Source organism: Aeromonas sp. 6P (assembly GCF_051919525.1).
GTDB classification, from domain to species: Bacteria; Pseudomonadota; Gammaproteobacteria; order Enterobacterales; family Aeromonadaceae; genus Aeromonas; species Aeromonas veronii.
Window position 1 is genome coordinate 1962432 of the sequence record NZ_JBQBEO010000002.1, and the last position, 15629, is coordinate 1978060.

General features: G+C 61.6%; 14 protein-coding genes and 2 pseudogenes. 14 read left to right on the forward strand and 2 right to left on the reverse strand.

Features of this window, described 5'->3' with window-relative positions:
• Positions 1 to 91 precede the first annotated feature (91 nt).
• The 11 genes and pseudogenes from ACTG2J_RS09260 to ACTG2J_RS09310 all read left to right on the forward strand — a co-directional run bounded on the left by ACTG2J_RS09260 (position 92) and on the right by ACTG2J_RS09310 (position 10082).
• Complete coding sequence (locus ACTG2J_RS09260) at positions 92 to 1105, forward strand: ABC transporter ATP-binding protein (protein WP_439997413.1); 1014 nt, start codon at positions 92 to 94, stop codon at positions 1103 to 1105.
• Entirely contained in the window at positions 1102 to 2070 is a 969-nt protein-coding gene (locus ACTG2J_RS09265) for an ABC transporter permease (RefSeq protein ID WP_005346227.1), read from the forward strand. The genes ACTG2J_RS09260 and ACTG2J_RS09265 overlap by 4 nt, the downstream gene beginning before the upstream one ends.
• A gap of 35 nt (positions 2071 to 2105) precedes the next feature.
• Positions 2106 to 2933 (forward strand): ABC transporter permease, encoded by an 828-nt coding sequence (locus ACTG2J_RS09270; RefSeq protein ID WP_421252261.1) that lies wholly within the window; start codon positions 2106 to 2108, stop codon positions 2931 to 2933.
• Between the two features lie 29 nt (positions 2934 to 2962).
• A pseudogene (locus tag ACTG2J_RS09275) lies at positions 2963 to 4394 on the forward strand (gamma-aminobutyraldehyde dehydrogenase).
• Between the two features lie 153 nt (positions 4395 to 4547).
• Positions 4548 to 5342, forward strand: coding sequence for a phenylalanine 4-monooxygenase (gene phhA / locus ACTG2J_RS09280; protein ID WP_439988740.1), 795 nt, complete (start codon positions 4548 to 4550; stop codon positions 5340 to 5342).
• A 63-nt stretch (positions 5343 to 5405) separates the two neighbouring features.
• Positions 5406 to 5741, forward strand: coding sequence for a 4a-hydroxytetrahydrobiopterin dehydratase (locus tag ACTG2J_RS09285; RefSeq protein WP_439997415.1), 336 nt, complete (start codon positions 5406 to 5408; stop codon positions 5739 to 5741).
• 50 nt (positions 5742 to 5791) lie between these two features.
• Positions 5792 to 5890, forward strand: coding sequence for a 4a-hydroxytetrahydrobiopterin dehydratase (locus ACTG2J_RS09290; RefSeq protein ID WP_270905441.1), 99 nt, complete (start codon positions 5792 to 5794; stop codon positions 5888 to 5890).
• A 148-nt stretch (positions 5891 to 6038) separates the two neighbouring features.
• A pseudogene (tyrR, locus tag ACTG2J_RS09295) lies at positions 6039 to 7585 on the forward strand (transcriptional regulator TyrR).
• A 189-nt stretch (positions 7586 to 7774) separates the two neighbouring features.
• Positions 7775 to 8332, forward strand: coding sequence for a YfiR family protein (locus tag ACTG2J_RS09300; RefSeq protein WP_150995807.1), 558 nt, complete (start codon positions 7775 to 7777; stop codon positions 8330 to 8332).
• The gene (locus ACTG2J_RS09305; RefSeq protein WP_058056947.1) at positions 8329 to 9558 is read left to right on the forward strand and encodes a diguanylate cyclase domain-containing protein; all 1230 of its coding nucleotides are present in this window, start codon (positions 8329 to 8331) and stop codon (positions 9556 to 9558) included. The genes ACTG2J_RS09300 and ACTG2J_RS09305 overlap by 4 nt, the downstream gene beginning before the upstream one ends.
• 35 nt (positions 9559 to 9593) lie before the next feature.
• Positions 9594 to 10082, forward strand: coding sequence for an OmpA family protein (locus tag ACTG2J_RS09310; protein WP_113739925.1), 489 nt, complete (start codon positions 9594 to 9596; stop codon positions 10080 to 10082).
• 95 nt (positions 10083 to 10177) lie between these two features.
• Here the strand turns inward: ACTG2J_RS09310 and ACTG2J_RS09315 are convergent, their stop codons facing one another.
• Positions 10178 to 10915, reverse strand: coding sequence for a TerC family protein (locus tag ACTG2J_RS09315; RefSeq protein ID WP_005333641.1), 738 nt, complete (start codon positions 10913 to 10915; stop codon positions 10178 to 10180).
• A gap of 120 nt (positions 10916 to 11035) precedes the next feature.
• Between ACTG2J_RS09315 and ACTG2J_RS09320 the strand changes: the two genes are divergently transcribed.
• From ACTG2J_RS09320 to ACTG2J_RS09330, 3 genes are all read left to right on the forward strand, one after another.
• The gene (locus ACTG2J_RS09320; protein WP_257687624.1) at positions 11036 to 12151 is read left to right on the forward strand and encodes an ATP-NAD kinase family protein; all 1116 of its coding nucleotides are present in this window, start codon (positions 11036 to 11038) and stop codon (positions 12149 to 12151) included.
• Positions 12152 to 12250: 99 nt separating this feature from the next.
• A complete protein-coding gene (locus tag ACTG2J_RS09325; protein WP_005333639.1) occupies positions 12251 to 12529 on the forward strand; it encodes a YfcL family protein in 279 nt (92 codons plus the stop codon).
• Positions 12530 to 12627: 98 nt separating this feature from the next.
• Positions 12628 to 14289, forward strand: coding sequence for an AMP-binding protein (locus ACTG2J_RS09330; protein WP_439988739.1), 1662 nt, complete (start codon positions 12628 to 12630; stop codon positions 14287 to 14289).
• Positions 14290 to 14399: 110 nt separating this feature from the next.
• On the opposite strand, the gene ACTG2J_RS09335 is transcribed toward ACTG2J_RS09330, so the two are convergent.
• The gene (locus ACTG2J_RS09335) at positions 14400 to 15563 is read right to left on the reverse strand and encodes a trans-sulfuration enzyme family protein (protein ID WP_439988738.1); all 1164 of its coding nucleotides are present in this window, start codon (positions 15561 to 15563) and stop codon (positions 14400 to 14402) included.
• Positions 15564 to 15629 lie beyond the last annotated feature (66 nt).

Here is a 15629-nt window from a genome sequence, read left to right on the forward strand (position 1 = left end):
AGCTGCGCCTCCTCTGCATGACTGCCAAAACCGGATAATCAAGCGGGCCGGACAGGAGTCCGGCCCATCCCAGTACAGACAAGGACGCCCCATGAACGCCGTACAATTTGACCGGGTCAGTCGCCATTATGGCGAGGTGAAGGCGGTCGATGACATCTCTTTCCAGATCCCCTCCGGGGAATTCTTTACCCTGCTGGGGCCGAGCGGTTCCGGCAAGACCACTTGCCTGCGGATGATCGCGGGCTTCGAGTACCCGAGCGATGGGGAGATCCGCCTGTTTGGCGAACCCTGCTCCACCGTGCCCCCCTATGATCGCAACCTCAACACCGTGTTTCAGGACTATGCCCTGTTTCCCAACATGGATGTGCGCGACAACATCGGCTATGGCCTGATGCTCAAGGGGGTCGCCAAGGCACAGCGTTACCGCAAGGTGGACGAGATGCTGGAGCTGGTGCGATTGCCCGGGGTCGGCAAGCGCCGCCCAAGCCAGCTCTCCGGCGGCCAGCGCCAGCGCATTGCCATCGCCCGGGCGCTTATCAACCAGCCACGCATCCTGCTGCTGGATCAGCCGCTGGGGGCCCTCGATCTCAAACTGCGCGAGCAGATGCAGCTTGAGCTCAAGGCGCTGCAACGCCAGCTGGGCATCACCTTTATCTTCGTCACCCACGATCAGCAGGAGGCGCTCTCCATGAGCGACCGGATCTGCATCTTCAGTCAGGGCAAGATCGAGCAGATCGCAGCCCCCGATACCATCTACGACGCTCCGGCGACGCCGTTTGTGGCCCGCTTTGTCGGCACCGTCAATCTGTTCGAAGGGGAGCAGGCCAGACGGCTGTGCGGTGACGGCAGCCAGATGATGGTGCGCCCGGAGCGGATCCGGCTCGCTGAGGCGGGCGCGCCGGGCTGGTCGGGGGAGATCCGCGAGGTGGAGTATCTGGGCCCCTTCGTCCGTTATCGGGTTGATCTCGGGGAGCAGCTCGAGATCATCGTCAATCACCCCAATGAGGGGCAGGCCCGTCTGGCCCGTGGCAGCAGGGTCAGTCTCAGCTGGCCGGAGCAGGCCATCCATCGCCTGAGCGGCGCCCATCAGGGGGCGCAGCCATGAGTGCCCCTCACAGTGCGAGTCTTGCCATGAACCATCAGCCCGAACCTGCCCGTTTCAGGCCGCTGCGGCGCCTCTCGACCCTGCTCTATGGTCGGCCCGGCCTGCTGCTGGCGATCCTGCTGGGGCCGCCGCTGCTGTGGCTCGGCATCATCTATGTCGGCTCCTTGCTGATGCTGCTCTCCAACTCCCTGTTCGGGCTGGACGAGTTCAGCGGTCAGGTGCGCCACGAGCTGGGGCTGCAAAACTTCGTCGCCCTGCTGCGACCGGAGAATCTGGATGTGATCGGCCGCACCGTCGGCATGTCGCTGCTGGTGACCCTGGCCTGCGCCCTGCTCGGTTTTCCGGTTGCCTACTACATGGCACGCTACACCAGTGGCAAGACCCGGGCGCTGTTCTATGTAGGGATCATGCTGCCGCTCTGGTCCAGCTATCTGGTGCGGGTCTACGCCTGGAAGCTGATCTTGGCCAAGGAGGGGGTAGTGAGCTGGCTGGCAGACAGCATGGGGCTGGAGTGGCTGCTCGATGCCATCCTCTCCCTGCCGGTGATAGGTGGCCCGTCGCTCTCCTTCTCGCGGCTCGGCACCTTTATCGTGTTCGTCTATGTCTGGCTGCCCTTCATGATCCTGCCCATTCAGGCGGCGGTGGAGCGTATTCCGCGATCCCTGCTGGAGGCGAGCAGCGATCTGGGGGCGACACCCGCCCAGACCTTTCGCAACCTGATCCTGCCGCTGGCGTTGCCCGGTGTGGTGGCGGGCTCCATCTTCACCTTTTCGCTGACCCTCGGTGATTACATCATCCCCGGCATCATCGGCAACTCGACCATGTATATCGGTCAGGTGGTCTACATGCAGCAGGGAACGGCGGGCAATCTGCCCTTTGCCGCCGCCTTCTCGCTGGTGCCGATCCTTATCATCGCCATCTATCTGGCGATTGCGAAACGGTTAGGAGCCTTTGATGCGCTTTGACCCTATCGCTTTGAACCGGCAGCAAGGAGGCCGTCATGTCAGCTAGCTCAGTGAGCCGTCAGGGAGAGCGCCCTTCGGGCCTGCTCAAGTACGCCTCCATCGGTGGACTCTTGTTCCTGCACTTTCCCATTCTGTTTATCTTCCTCTACGCCTTCACCAGCGAGAGCAAGAGTTACCAGTTTCCGCCCCCCGGGCTCACCCTCAAGTGGTTCGAGGTGACCCTCAATCGTCCCGATGTGTGGCGTGCTATCCAGCTGTCACTGGAGGTAGCGGGGCTGGCGACGCTGGCAGCCATGATCCTCGGTACCTTGGCGGCAGGGGCCATTGCCCGCAGCCGCTTCTTCGGTCAGGAGGTGGTGTCGCTCTTGCTGGTGCTGCCCATCGCGCTGCCCGGCATCGTCACCGGTATCGCGCTGCGCTCCGCCTACGGCTTGATGGAGATCCCGTTCAGCTTCTGGACCATCGTTATCGGCCACGCCACCTTCTGTGTGGTGGTGGTCTACAACAATGCGCTGGCCCGTTTTCGCCGCACCAACCAGAGCCTCATCGAGGCGTCGATGGATCTCGGGGCCGACGGCTTCCAGACCCTGCGCTACGTGATCCTGCCCAATCTGGCCACGGCGCTGCTGGCGGGGGGCATGCTGGCCTTTGCCCTGAGTTTTGACGAAGTGATCGTCACCACCTTTACGGCGGGCCAGCAGACCACGCTGCCCATCTGGATGTATCAGGAGCTGATCCGTCCCCGAGACAGGCCGGTCACCAACGTGGTGGCCCTCATCATAGTGGCCTTCACCACTATCCCCATTTTGCTTGCCTACTACCTCACTCGCGACACCCATGATGTTGCTGGCAGTGGCAAATGATGATTCAACGCGTGCGCAAGGATGCAACCATGAAACTCTCAACCCAACTCTTGATTGATGGCCAGTTTGTGACCGGCGAGGGGCAGGCCGAACCCATTCTCAACCCGGCTAACGGCGAACAGATCGCCGCCGTGCCCGAAGCCTCGTTCGAACAGGTGAACCGGGCGGTGAACGGTGCCCAGCGCGCCTTCGCCCAGTGGAGCCGCACCACCCCGGCAAGCCGCAGCAATCTGCTGCTGCGTCTGGCGGATCTCGTCGAGCGCCACGCCGAGGAGTTTGCGGCGCTGGAATCCCTCAACTGCGGCAAACCCTATCTGGCTGTGCTCAACGACGAGCTGCCCGCGGTGGTGGACTGCTTCCGCTTCTTTGCCGGGGCGGCCCGCTGCCTGCAAGGGCCGCTGGCGGGGGAGTATCTCGAGGGGCACACCAGCATGATCCGCCGTGATCCCATAGGTGTTGTGGGCAGTATCGCCCCCTGGAACTACCCGCTGATGATGGCGGCCTGGAAGATGGCGCCGGTGCTGGCGGCGGGCAATACGGTGGTGCTCAAACCCTCCGAACAGACCCCGCTCACCGCGCTGCGTTTGGCGGAGCTGGCCAGCGAGATCTTCCCCCGCGGCGTTATCAACGTCATCTGCGGGCGGGGCGAGAGTGTAGGGGCGCCGCTGGTGGAGCACCCGCTGGTGCGGATGGTGTCGCTCACCGGCGATATCGCCACCGGCCAGAAGATCCTGCAAAGCGCCGCCCGCACCATGAAACGCACCCACCTTGAACTGGGGGGCAAGGCGCCGGTGATCATCTTCGACGATGCGGATCTGGAGGCGGTGGTGGCAGGCATTCGCACCTTCGGTTTTTACAATGCAGGGCAAGATTGCACCGCCGCCTGCCGTATCTATGCCCAGGGCAAGATCTACGACAAGTTCGTCGCCGCCATGACCGATGCGGTGGCCTCCATCAAGGTGGGAAGCCAGTACGAGGAGGGGGTGGAGATGGGGCCGCTTATCTCGGACAGACAGCGCAACCGGGTTGCCAGCTTTGTCGAGCGGGCCCAGAGCAGCGGTCATGTGGAGGTGACGGCGGGGGGCAAGATCCGCCCAGGCAACGGCTTCTTCTTCGAGCCGACCCTGATTGTCGGGGCCCGGCAGGAGGATGAAGATCGTGCGCCGCGAGGTGTTTGGCCCCGTGGTGTCGGTGACCCGTTTCAACGATGCCGAGCAGGTGGTGCAGTGGGCCAACGACTCGGACTATGGCCTCGCCTCGTCGGTCTGGACCAAGGATCTGAGCCTCGCCAGCAAGGTGGCCAGCCACCTGCAATATGGCTGCACCTGGATCAACACCCACTTCATGCTCACCTCCGAGATGCCCCACGGCGGCATGAAGATGTCGGGCTACGGCAAGGATCTCTCCCTCTATGCGCTGGAGGATTACACGGTGCCGCGCCATATCATGGTCAAGCTGTAGTGGGGATTGGTTAGCGGGTTGTCACAATTTATTTACAACTGTTTCAGGCAGCCGACTCATGGGTCGGCTGCTTTTTTTGTTGCCATTTCGTTACAGTGAAATCGTGATGAAACGGCAAGGCGCCTTGATGTGGCGCCAGAGGATGGAACCGCTATGGCAACCTTCTACACCGCCCACCAGCCGGATGCTGACGGGGTGATCCACTACTCGGCCGAAGAGCACGGCACCTGGCAGATCCTGATCGAACGTCAGTTCGCCGCTCTCGATGGCAAGGGGTGTGATGAGTATCTGGCCGGTCTCGACAGGCTTGGGCTGCCCCGTGATCGCATCCCCCAGCTGGCCGAGATCAACGCTGTCTTGCAGCCCGCTACCGGCTGGTCGGTGGCGGCGGTGCCTGCGCTTATCTCGTTCGATCGCTTCTTCGCCCTGCTGGCCAACCGCCAGTTTCCGGTAGCGACCTTTATCCGGCGCCGGGACGAGCTCGACTACCTGCAAGAGCCCGATATCTTTCACGAGATCTTTGGCCACTGCGCCATGCTGACTAATCCGGCCTTTGCCCACTTCACCCACCTATACGGTCAGTTGGGGCAGCAGGCGAGCAAGGAGCAGCGGGTTTTTCTGGCGCGGCTCTACTGGTTCACCGTGGAGTTTGGCCTCTTGGCAACGCCCGACGGGCTGCGTATCTACGGTGGCGGCATTCTCTCCTCCATCGGTGAGACCGCCTATGCCCTCTCCGGCCAGCCGCTGCTGCAACCTTTCGATCTGTTGACCGTGCTGCGCACCCCGTATCGCATCGACATCATGCAGCCCACCTATTTTGTGCTGCCGAGTCTCGAGCATCTCTACCAACTAACTGGGGAGGAGATCATGGCTGCTCTGGCCGAGGCCAGTCGGCTTGGCCTCTATCCGCCACGTTTTGAGGTTCCCGCTGGCAAACAGGCGAGCTGACCAAAAGCAAACAACCCTATTTCATTTTCATTAATTTTTCATTAATTCAAGCAGGAGTAACCCATGTCCGAACTGGCCAGCCAACAGTGTGAAGCGTGTCGCGCCGATGCCCCCAAGGTGAGCGATGAGGAGCTGCGTGAGCTGATGCAGCTTATTCCCGACTGGCAGCCGCTGGTGGAGGGGGGGGCGCTGCAACTGCGGCGGGAATTTACGTTTCGCAACTTCAAGGAGGCGCTGGCGTTTACCAACCGCCTGGGCGAGCTGGCGGAGGCAGAGTTCCATCATCCGGCCATCCTGACCGAGTGGGGCAAGGTGACCGTCAGCTGGACCCACAAGATCGGCGGTTTGCATCGCAACGACTTCATCATGGCTGCGCGTACAGACCAATTGCCCAGATAATCTGAGAACAGGTTGAGGCGGAGTATCCCCCTTCCTGCATTTCTGACCGAATGGGGGAGGTGACCGTCAGCTGGTGGATGCATAAGATCGGCGGCTTGCATCGCAACGACTTCATCATGGCGGCGCGCACCGATCAGTTGCTCCGGTAATCGCACCCCACACCAGCGTCATCGGTTGACCCGGGCCTGCCTGCGAAAGCGGGGCGGGCCCGCATTTTTATGGGCTGGCGCTCGCACTGGGGGGATCGAGACTGTATTATCCGCTCATTCATAGAGTTAGCTAGGAAGTGTGTCCCGAATGCGTCTTGAAGTCAGCTGTGAAGACCGCCTGGGCCTGACCCGGGAACTGCTCGACCGCCTGGTGGAGCACAATATCGATCTGCGCGGCATCGAAATCGATACCTCAGGCATCATCTATCTCAACTTTCCCGAGCTGGAGTTCAGTGATTTTCAGCACCTGATGCCGGAGATCCGCCGCATTCCCGGCGTCTACGACGTCAAGACCATCCCCTACATGCCTTCCGAGCGAGAGCATCACGAGATCGAGGCGCTGCTCAAGGCGCTGCCGGATCTGGTCTTCTCCCTCGACAGCAAGGGCAAGGTGACCCAGGCCAACCAGTCTGCCCTCACCACCCTCGGCTTGCCGGTGGAGGAGGTGCGCGGGGTGGCGCTCGGTTCGCTGGTCAAGGGTTTCTCCTTCACCCGCTGGCTGGAGGCGAGCGAGATCAAGCCGCAGACCTGCAAGCTCAGTTTCAATGGCGAAGAGTATCTGGCAGATCTGATGCCGCTGTTCGTGGCAGAAGCCCGCGGCAAGCAGGCGCTGGCCGGGGCCGTGGTGGTGCTCAAATCTGCCCGTCGGGTCGGTCTGCACTTCAGCGCGCTTCATGCGGTGGAAGTGGGGGGCTTCGAGCATCTGCAGGCCGAGAGTCCCAAGATGAAAGAGGTGCTGTCGCAAGCGCGCAAACTGGCGATGCAGGACGCGCCGCTGCTGATCGTCGGCGAGACCGGCACCGGCAAGGAGCTGCTGGCCCGTGCCTGTCACGGGGCCAGCCTGCGCTCCAGCCACCCCTTTATGGCCCTCAACTGCGCCGCCATGCCCGATAACGTGGCCGAGAGCGAGCTGTTTGGTTATGCCCCCGGCGCATTTGGCAACAACACCGAGGGCAAGCGCGGCGTGCTGGAGCTGGCGAGCGGCGGCACCCTGATGCTGGACGAGATCGGCGACATGTCTCCCCATCTGCAGACCAAGTTTTTACGGGTGCTGCAGGATGGGGTGTTCCGCCGGGTCGGTGACGAGCAGGAGGTGAAGGTCAACGTGCGTTTCATCTGCACTACCCAGAAGCAGTTGCTGGATCTGGTGCACGAAGGAACCTTCCGCGAGGATCTCTACTATCGCCTCAACGTGCTCAGTCTGGCGCTGCCCCCCTGCGCGAGCGCAAGGCGGACATCATGGTGCTGGCCCAGCAGTTTGTCTCCCGCTTTGCCAGCGAGTTGCAGCGACCCCGTCCGCGCTTTACCCGCAACATGGCAGACTACCTGACCGCCTATCGCTGGCCGGGCAACGTGCGTCAGCTGCGCAACTGTCTCTACCGTGCCATGACCCTGCTGGAAGGTGATGAACTGGGGCCCGAGCAGATCGACCTGCCGGTGGCGGCCGATACCATGCCGCTGATCGACGAGTGGTTTGAGGGAAACCTCGACGATGCGGTGAAGCGCTTCGAGAGCCAGCTGCTGGCCCGGCTCTATCCCGCCTTCCCGTCGACGCGCCAGCTGGCCAAACGCCTGGGCGTGTCGCATACCGCCATCGCCAACAAGCTGCGGGAATACGGCATCAGCAAGAAGTGATTTCCACCTTGCTGCCTGCTACCAGAGAGCCCGTTACCAGACGGGCTCTCCGTTTTCTTTACACGAACTCGGTAGATGATGGCGGGGTGAGACTTGTCAGGCCTGTGTCAGCCAACTTACTATCTGGGTTCATCTACCCGAACCGCAATGCCATAGCAGCGGTATTGTCAAGGCGACCACCTCCCGATCATGCTGTTACTCTTTTCCCCTCGTTTAACTGCCCGTCTGGCGATCCTGTTGGTTGCGTTTGGCCTGCTGTTGCCCCGCGCGCTGGCGGAAACGGCCGCAGAGAGCCGGGCGACGGCGGTCAGGGAGCTGGTGCTCGATATCATGAGTTACACCCGCTGGCCCACCGAGCCTGCGGTGCTGCGTATGTGCGTGGCGGCACCGACCGAATATGCCGGTGCCCTCTTTACCATCGATCGTCAGGCCAATGGCCGTACCGTGCAGGTCCATCGTTACGAGGCGAGCGATCCGGCCATCAGCGATCACTGCGATGTGCTCTATCTGGGAGTGCTCGACGAGCCGACCCGGATTGCGCTGTTTGCCCGCCTGCAGGGACACCCAGTGCTCAGCATCAGCGAATACAACCACGACTGTTCCACCAGCTCGGTGTTCTGCCTGCAGACCTCGCCGGACAGCGTGCGAGTGCGGTTTAAAGTGAACCTCGATGCCTTGGCCCTGAGCGGCGTGCGGGTGCATCCCGCCGTGCTCAAGCTGGCCCATGCCGACAAGGGGGTCCCATGAGACGACAGGTGAGCGCGGCTCCCCGCCGTCTGACCCTGCGTCAGAGCCTGGGGCGAACCCATCTGGTGGCCGCCATTACAGCCGTCAGCGTGGCAGGACTCTTTTTTACTCTGGTGGCCCTGCTGGTAGTGCGTTTTTACGCCGACCACAATCTGGAGCTGGTAGCCCGCGCCATCAGCTACAGCGCCGAGGCGGCGGTGGTGTTCCACGATGAGGAGGCGGCGAGCGAGGCGCTCAGTGGCATCGTTGCCAAGGAAGAGGTGGCCGAAGCCACTATCGTGCTGACCAATGGTCAGCTGCTTGCCAGTTGGGAGCGCCCCAGAAGCAACCCGCTGGTGACGCTCGAAGACTATCTGGCCCAACTGCTGATGCCGGGGCCAGTCAAACTCCCCATGCTGCGGGGTGGTGAGCAGATCGCCACCATCGAACTGCGCGGCCACGGTGAATACCTGCTGCTGTTTTTGCTCTCGGCGCTGCTGGTGATGGTGGTTTGCCTGATGCTGAGCGCCATGGTGGCACTCTATGTGGCTGACCGGATGCAGGTCTCCATCACCGCACCGCTGCGCAAACTGGCACTTGTCGCCCACTCGGTACGCCGACAGCGCACCCTGGGGATGCGGGCACCACCGGCCGATATCGTCGAGATTAACGAGCTGGGGGATGACTTCAACTCCCTGCTGGACGAGCTGCAAGCCTGGCAGGCCCAGCAGGCCCGCGAAAATGCCAGCCTGCTCCATCAGGCGACTCACGATGCCCTCACCGGACTGCCCAATCGCGCCCTGTTTGAAGCGCGGCTCGCGCAGGCCATCTCCCTCGGCGAGCAAGAGGGGTTTGCGCTGCTCTATCTCGACTGCGATCGCTTCAAGCAAATTAATGACACGCTGGGGCACAACGCCGGTGACGATGTGCTGATCGCGCTCTCAAGACGGGTGCAGCATCAGCTGCGTCCGGATGATCTGGTGTTTCGCCTCGGTGGTGACGAGTTTGCGGTGCTGGTTGGCCCACTCCAGCGACAGCATGAGGTGGAAGAGGTGATTGGCCGCATCCAGCAGGCGATGAGCGAACCGGTGGCGCTGCGTGACGGTCGTCAGCTGGTGGCAGAGGTGAGTGTCGGCTTCGCCGTCTATCAGGCGGGCATGAGTGCCAGCGTGCTGTGTGATCAGGCCGATGCAGCCATGTATCTGGCGAAACGGGCGCGCCGCAGCGAACAGCAAACCATCGCCTGACGGGCAAGAATAACAACATAAACAAGGAGCAAACCATGAAGATCACCCACCTGTTGAAAGTGACCCTGCTGGGGTTGGTGTTGTCACTGCTGGCCGGTTGCCAGAGTGCCCCCAAGGGGTTGACCCCGGAGCAGATCGCCGTGCTCAAGGAGCAGGGCTTTTATCTGACCGATGAGGGGTGGACGCTGGATCTGGCCAACCGGGTGCTGTTTGCCAACAACGTGGGGGCGCTCAATCCCCAGACTCGCCAATCCGTTGAAAAACTGGGTAAAACACTGCTTGGCGTAGGGTTGGACAAGGCGCGGGTGGATGGCCACACCGATAATACCGGCGAGAGCAGCTACAACCAGCAGCTCTCCCTGAAGCGGGCCCAGTCAGTGGCCGATGTGCTGGTCTCGGTCGGCATGAAGCCGGCCAATCTGGAGATCCATGGCCGTGGCGAGACCATGCCGCTGGCAGATAACAAGACCAGAGAGGGCCGGGCCGCCAACCGCCGGGTTGCCATCGTCATCAGCGATCAATAACCCTTTCATCGTTTCGTTACCCATAAAAAAAGAGCGCCCGATCGGCGCTCTTTTTGATCGCGACAGCTGGGGTCGCGGGGGCATGTGGGGCAGGATTACTGCGCGCTATTTTGCCCGTTATTGTCGTGATGGCTGCGCAGGCGGATGTTGATCATCTCCACCACCAGCGAGAAGGCCATGGCGAAGTAGATGTAGCCCTTCGGAATATGCAGATCCATCCCCTCGGCCATCAGGGCGAAACCCACCAGGGTGAGGAAGGAGAGGGCCAGCATCTTGATGGTGGGGTGGCTGTCGACGAAATCACCGATGGATTTGGCGGCAAACATCATGATGAAGACGGCAATCATGATGGCCAGCACCATCACCGGCACGTGATCGGCCATGCCGACCGCGGTGATCACCGAGTCGAGGCTGAACACGATATCGAGGATGGCGATCTGGATCAGGGTGCTGATAAAGCCCGAGGCCGCTTTGCTGACGCTTTCCGGCTCGGCCGCCCCTTCCAGGGTGACGTGGATCTCGTGGGCACTCTTGCCGATGAGGAACAGGCCCCCCAGCAGCAGGATCAGATCGCGGCCGGAGATGGCTTCACCCAGCACGGTGAAGAGCGGGTCGGTGAGACGCATCACCCAGGCCAGCGAGAGCAGCAGCAGGATCCGGGTACCCATGGCGAGCCCCAGACCCAGAATGCGCGCTTTTTGACGCTGCGCCTCCGGCAGGCGACCGACCAGGATGGAGATAAAGATGATGTTGTCGATGCCCAGCACGATCTCGAGCAGGGTAAGGGTGGCGAGTGCGACCCAGGCAGAGGGATCAAGAACCCATTCCAGCATGATTGAACCTTGGTTGAAAATTGGTTGGAAAATTGAAGCAGCGCATTCTAGCAGGGGCGCCACTGCTTGTCCCAGAGGGGGGAAAAGATAAAAATGGTGGCCATCGCAAGGGAGGCAGGCATGTTTCGATTAGGGTTCATTATTAATCCGGTCGCCGGGATTGGCGGTGCAGTGGGGCTCAAGGGCAGTGACGGTGTAGTTGCCGAGGCGCTGGCCCGAGGCGCTGTGCCCAAAGCGCAGGAGCGGGCGCTGCAAGCTCTGTTGCCACTGTGCGAGCTGAATGTCCCGTTCGAACTGCTGACGGTGGCGGGAGAGATGGGGGAGACGGTAGCCCGCGAGCTGGGGTTGCCCTGTCGGGTCATCTATCAACCGGCCGGGGAGAGCACCTCGGCCGATGATACCCGCCACGCCGCCGAGTTGATGCGCGAAGCCGGGGTCGATCTGCTGCTGTTTGCCGGTGGTGATGGCACGGCGCGGGATATCTGCGCCGCGGTGGGGGAGTCCTGCCATGTGCTCGGCATTCCCGCGGGGTGCAAGATCCACTCCGGCGTCTACGGGGTGACGCCCGCTGCCAGCGGGCGGGTGGTGGCGCGGATGATCGCAGGGGAACTGCTCAGCCTGATCGATGCCGAGGTGCGCGACATCGACGAGGAGGCGTTTCGCGCGGGCAAGGTGCGGGCCCGCCACTACGGCCAGCTGAAGGTGCCCGGTGATCTGCGTTATGTGCAGGCGGTCAAGCAGGGGGGCAAGGAGTCCGAAGAGCTGGTGCTGGCGGATCTCGCCGCCGGTGTGGTGGAGCAGATGGAGCCCGATACCCTCTATCTGATGGGCTCCGGCAGCACGGTGGCAGCCTGTATGGCTGAGCTCGGTCTGGAAAATACTTTGCTCGGTGTGGATCTGGTGGAAAATGGCCGACTTATCGGGCAGGATCTCAGCGCCGACGAGATCCTGACCCGGATCCGCGGCCGTCGCTGCCGACTGATCATTACCCTGATAGGCGGACAGGGACATCTGTTCGGGCGCGGAAATCAGCAATTGAGTCCTGAGGTGATTCGGTGTGTCGGGCTGGACAATATCCAGGTGCTGGCAACCAAAGCCAAGCTTGCCGCCCTTGCGGGCAGGCCGCTGCTGGTGGACACCGATGATCCCGAATTAAACCGGGCGTTGCGTGGTTATCTGCGAATAACCACGGGATACAAGGATCAGGTCATCTACCCGGTGGCCAACCCGGAATAGGACGCCAAGGACGCTGCTGGCCTGGCGCCAGAGAGCTGCAATCAACCGGATTGCGGTTCCATACCCCCGAATTTTTTGCCGCAAATGAGGCTGCGTTACATGACGATTCACGATTTTGAGCACAAGTTGTTGGGACTGATCGACAGCATGGTTGCTACCGCGACCGACGATGAGCTGTTTGCGGGGGGTTACCTGCGAGGTCATATCTCATTGGCCGTTGCCCGGGCAGAGCTGGAAGGCAAGACCCTGGTGCGGGACGTCAAGAGCTATGTGCTGCGCAGCCTCAACGAGGCGATCTTGCAAGGTGAGCTTTCTGAAGAGGATGAAAAACTGGTGCAGGCGATGTGGAGTCGTTTGCAACAAGACGCAGAAGCTTGATCGGATACACAATTCAAACTGAAGTTTGAGTTTATCCTTCCCCTGAAGTTAGTGAAAGGTTAATAATAAGTTTCGCCTTTTGTTTCAGGGATTAAACTATGGCCTCCTCAAGTATTGCCAATAAACTGCCGCTCGAGATGCTCTATCACTGGGAGCGGCAGTGTCCTGATCGAACCTACCTGCGTCAAACCATCAACCGCGAATATGTCGATTTCACCTGGGGTGAAGTGGCCGATGAAGCGCGGCGGATGGTGACGGCCTTGCGTCACCTTGGTCTGGTGGCGGGTGACAAGGTGGCGCTGCTCTCCAAGAATTGCGCCCAGTGGTTTATCGCCGATCTGGCGATGCAGATGGGGCAGTATGTGAGCGTGCCCATCTACCCGACAGCCAACGTCGACACCATCGAATATGTGCTGCGCCACAGCGAAGCCAAGGCGATCTTCGTCGGCAAGCTGGATGACTGGAAGAGTCAGGAGGCGGGCGTACCCGCCGATCTGCTGCGCATCGCCTTCCCCTATGACACCATGCCGGCCAGCCACCAGTGGGACGATCTGCTGGAGGCGCATGAGCCGATCCCTGACAGCCCGGTGCAGGCCCCTGACTCCCTGCTGAGTCTGGTCTACACCTCCGGCAGCACCGGCAAGCCGAAAGGGGCGATGCTGAGCGTCGAGCGTTACGCCTGGTCGTGCGAGAAGCTGGTGGAGACGGTGAGCCTGAGCCAGGCCGATCGGGGCTTCTCCTACCTGCCGCTGGCCCACATTACCGAGCGGGTCTACATCTACGGCGGCAGTCTCTATGGCGGCGCAACCATCGCCTTCCCCGAATCCCTCGATACCTTTATCGAAGATGTCAAACGCTGCCGTCCCACCGTCTTTATCTCGGTACCACGGCTGTGGGCCATGTTCCGCATCAAGATCCACGAGAAGCTGCCCCAGAAGAAACTCGAACTGCTGCTCAAGATCCCGCTTATCTCCGGCCTTATCAAACGCAAGCTGCAAAAGGGGTTGGGACTGGATCAGGCCCGGGTGTTGGGCTGCGGTTCTGCGCCTGTCTCCCCTGCGCTGCTTGAGTGGTATCTGAGCATCGGCCTCAAGGTGACTGAAGCCTGGGGTATGACCGAGAACCACGCCTACTCCACCATCAACTACCCGTTCCGCGCCGACAAGATCGGCACCGTCGGCAAGGCGGGGATCGGAGTGACCATCAAGATCTCCGACGAGGGGGAGATCCTCTGCCGCTGCGAAGGGATGATGCTGGGTTACTACAAGGATCCCGAGCACAGCGCCGAGGCCATCGATGCCGAGGGGTGGCTCCACACCGGCGACATGGGCAAGCTGGACAAGGAGGGTTATCTCACCATCACCGGCCGGATGAAGGATGTGTTCAAGACCGCCAAGGGCAAGTATGTGGCGCCGGTGCCCATCGAGGGACTGCTGGGGCAGGAGCCCATCATCGAACAGCTCTGCGTGATTGGTTACGGTATGCCCCAGCCCATTGCGCTGGTGCAACTGGCCGAGAGTGCCATGAAGGGCAATCGGGAGGAGGTCAACGCCAGACTGGAAGCGGCGCGGGTACGGGTCAACGATCAGCTGGAATCTCATGCCAAAATTCGCGGCATTCTGGTGGTGAAGACTCCCTGGAATATCGAGAACGGCGTGCTGACCCCCACCATGAAGATCAAGCGTCACCTGCTGGAGCAAAAGTACGCCCATGTCGGGGAGCGCTGGCCCTCATCGCAAGTGGTGGTGTGGGAGGAGTAAATCCCGCATTTTCCACATCGCGACAAACAACAACGGCCCTTGATGGGCCGTTGTTGTGTTTGAGGCATTTCACTCGCCGCTGTTTTGTCGGCGAGTAAAAGCGCGCCCGGTTAGATCTGCGCCAGCGCGGCAGCCAGATCGGCGATCAGATCGTCCGCATCTTCCACCCCGATGCTGAAGCGGATGAGGTCGTCGTTGACCCCGGCGGCGAGGCGGCTCCCCTCGTCCATGGCGGCGTGGGTGGTACTGGCCGGATGGCAAGCGAGACTCTCGAGATCCCCCAGACTCACCGCCTGCACGAACAGTTGCAGGTTATCGAGCAGGGTGGCGCAGCGCTCAAACCCGCCTTCAAGTTCAATACTCACCATGCCGCCAAAGCCGCTGGCGAAGGCGCTGAGAGCATCGTGGCCCGGATGATTGGCAAGCCCCGGGTAGATCACCTTCTTCACCGCCGGATGTGCCGCCAGAAACTCGGCCACTTTCTGGGCATTGTGCAGGTGGGCATCCATCCGCAGCGGCAGGGTCTTGACCCCGCGCTGCAGCAGGTAGGCCTCCTGCGGGCCGATGGGGGAGCCGATATGCTTGAGGGCCACGGTGCGGATCGACTTCATCAGGGCGTGGGAGCCTGCCACCACCCCGGCGATGATGTCGCCGTGGCCGCCCAGATATTTGGTGCCGCTGTGCATCACTACATCGACCCCGAGCTCCAGCGGGCGCAGCAGGTAGGGGGTAAGGAAGGTGTTGTCACACACCGTGATGGCGCCCACCTTGCGGGCCGCTTCCACCACCAGTCGCGGATCCACCACCTTGAGGGTGGGGTTGGTCAGGGTTTCGAACAGTACCACCTTGGTGGCGGGGCGGATGTTGGCCAGCAGATCCCGGTCACTCTCGTAGGCGGTGACCTTGATACCGGCGCGGCTGAAGGTCTGCTTCAAGAAGGCATCGGTGCCGCCGTAGAGCGGGCCGATATAGGCCACCTCATCGCCGCTGTCGGCCAGGGCATACATGATGGCGCTCACCGCCGCCATGCCGCTCGCCACCACCAGCGCTTCGTCAGCCCCTTCCAGCGCCGCCAGTTTCTGCTCCAGCTCGGCGGTGGTGGGGTTGCCAAAGCGGCTGTAGATAAAGCCGGGGGCTTGACCTGCAAAGCGCTCCTTGCCCGCTTGAGCGTTGAAGTAGCTGAAGGTGCTGCTCTGGTAGAGCGGGGTGGTGAGGGCTCCGGTCTGGGGGTCGATCCGCTGGCCACTGTGTACGCTCATGGTCTTGAATTTCATCGTGTTGCTCCGTGATGGCCAGGCTCTGGCCATGACTTGTTTTGTTGCTTGTTGCTTGTTGCTTGT

Excerpts from the sequence above, each read along its gene's own strand:
- ACTG2J_RS09260 (WP_439997413.1), top strand. The coding sequence starts at position 92 with ATGAACGCCGTACAATTTGACCGGGTCAGTCGCCATTATGGCGAGGTG.
- ACTG2J_RS09265 (WP_005346227.1), top strand. The coding sequence starts at position 1,102 with ATGAGTGCCCCTCACAGTGCGAGTCTTGCCATGAACCATCAGCCCGAA.
- ACTG2J_RS09270 (WP_421252261.1), top strand. The coding sequence starts at position 2,106 with ATGTCAGCTAGCTCAGTGAGCCGTCAGGGAGAGCGCCCTTCGGGCCTG.
- phhA (WP_439988740.1), top strand. The coding sequence starts at position 4,548 with ATGGCAACCTTCTACACCGCCCACCAGCCGGATGCTGACGGGGTGATC.
- ACTG2J_RS09285 (WP_439997415.1), top strand. The coding sequence starts at position 5,406 with ATGTCCGAACTGGCCAGCCAACAGTGTGAAGCGTGTCGCGCCGATGCC.
- ACTG2J_RS09290 (WP_270905441.1), top strand. The coding sequence starts at position 5,792 with ATGGGGGAGGTGACCGTCAGCTGGTGGATGCATAAGATCGGCGGCTTG.
- ACTG2J_RS09300 (WP_150995807.1), top strand. The coding sequence starts at position 7,775 with ATGCTGTTACTCTTTTCCCCTCGTTTAACTGCCCGTCTGGCGATCCTG.
- ACTG2J_RS09305 (WP_058056947.1), top strand. The coding sequence starts at position 8,329 with ATGAGACGACAGGTGAGCGCGGCTCCCCGCCGTCTGACCCTGCGTCAG.
- ACTG2J_RS09310 (WP_113739925.1), top strand. The coding sequence starts at position 9,594 with ATGAAGATCACCCACCTGTTGAAAGTGACCCTGCTGGGGTTGGTGTTG.
- ACTG2J_RS09315 (WP_005333641.1), bottom strand. The coding sequence starts at position 10,915 with ATGCTGGAATGGGTTCTTGATCCCTCTGCCTGGGTCGCACTCGCCACC.
- ACTG2J_RS09320 (WP_257687624.1), top strand. The coding sequence starts at position 11,036 with ATGTTTCGATTAGGGTTCATTATTAATCCGGTCGCCGGGATTGGCGGT.
- ACTG2J_RS09325 (WP_005333639.1), top strand. The coding sequence starts at position 12,251 with ATGACGATTCACGATTTTGAGCACAAGTTGTTGGGACTGATCGACAGC.
- ACTG2J_RS09330 (WP_439988739.1), top strand. The coding sequence starts at position 12,628 with ATGGCCTCCTCAAGTATTGCCAATAAACTGCCGCTCGAGATGCTCTAT.
- ACTG2J_RS09335 (WP_439988738.1), bottom strand. The coding sequence starts at position 15,563 with ATGAAATTCAAGACCATGAGCGTACACAGTGGCCAGCGGATCGACCCC.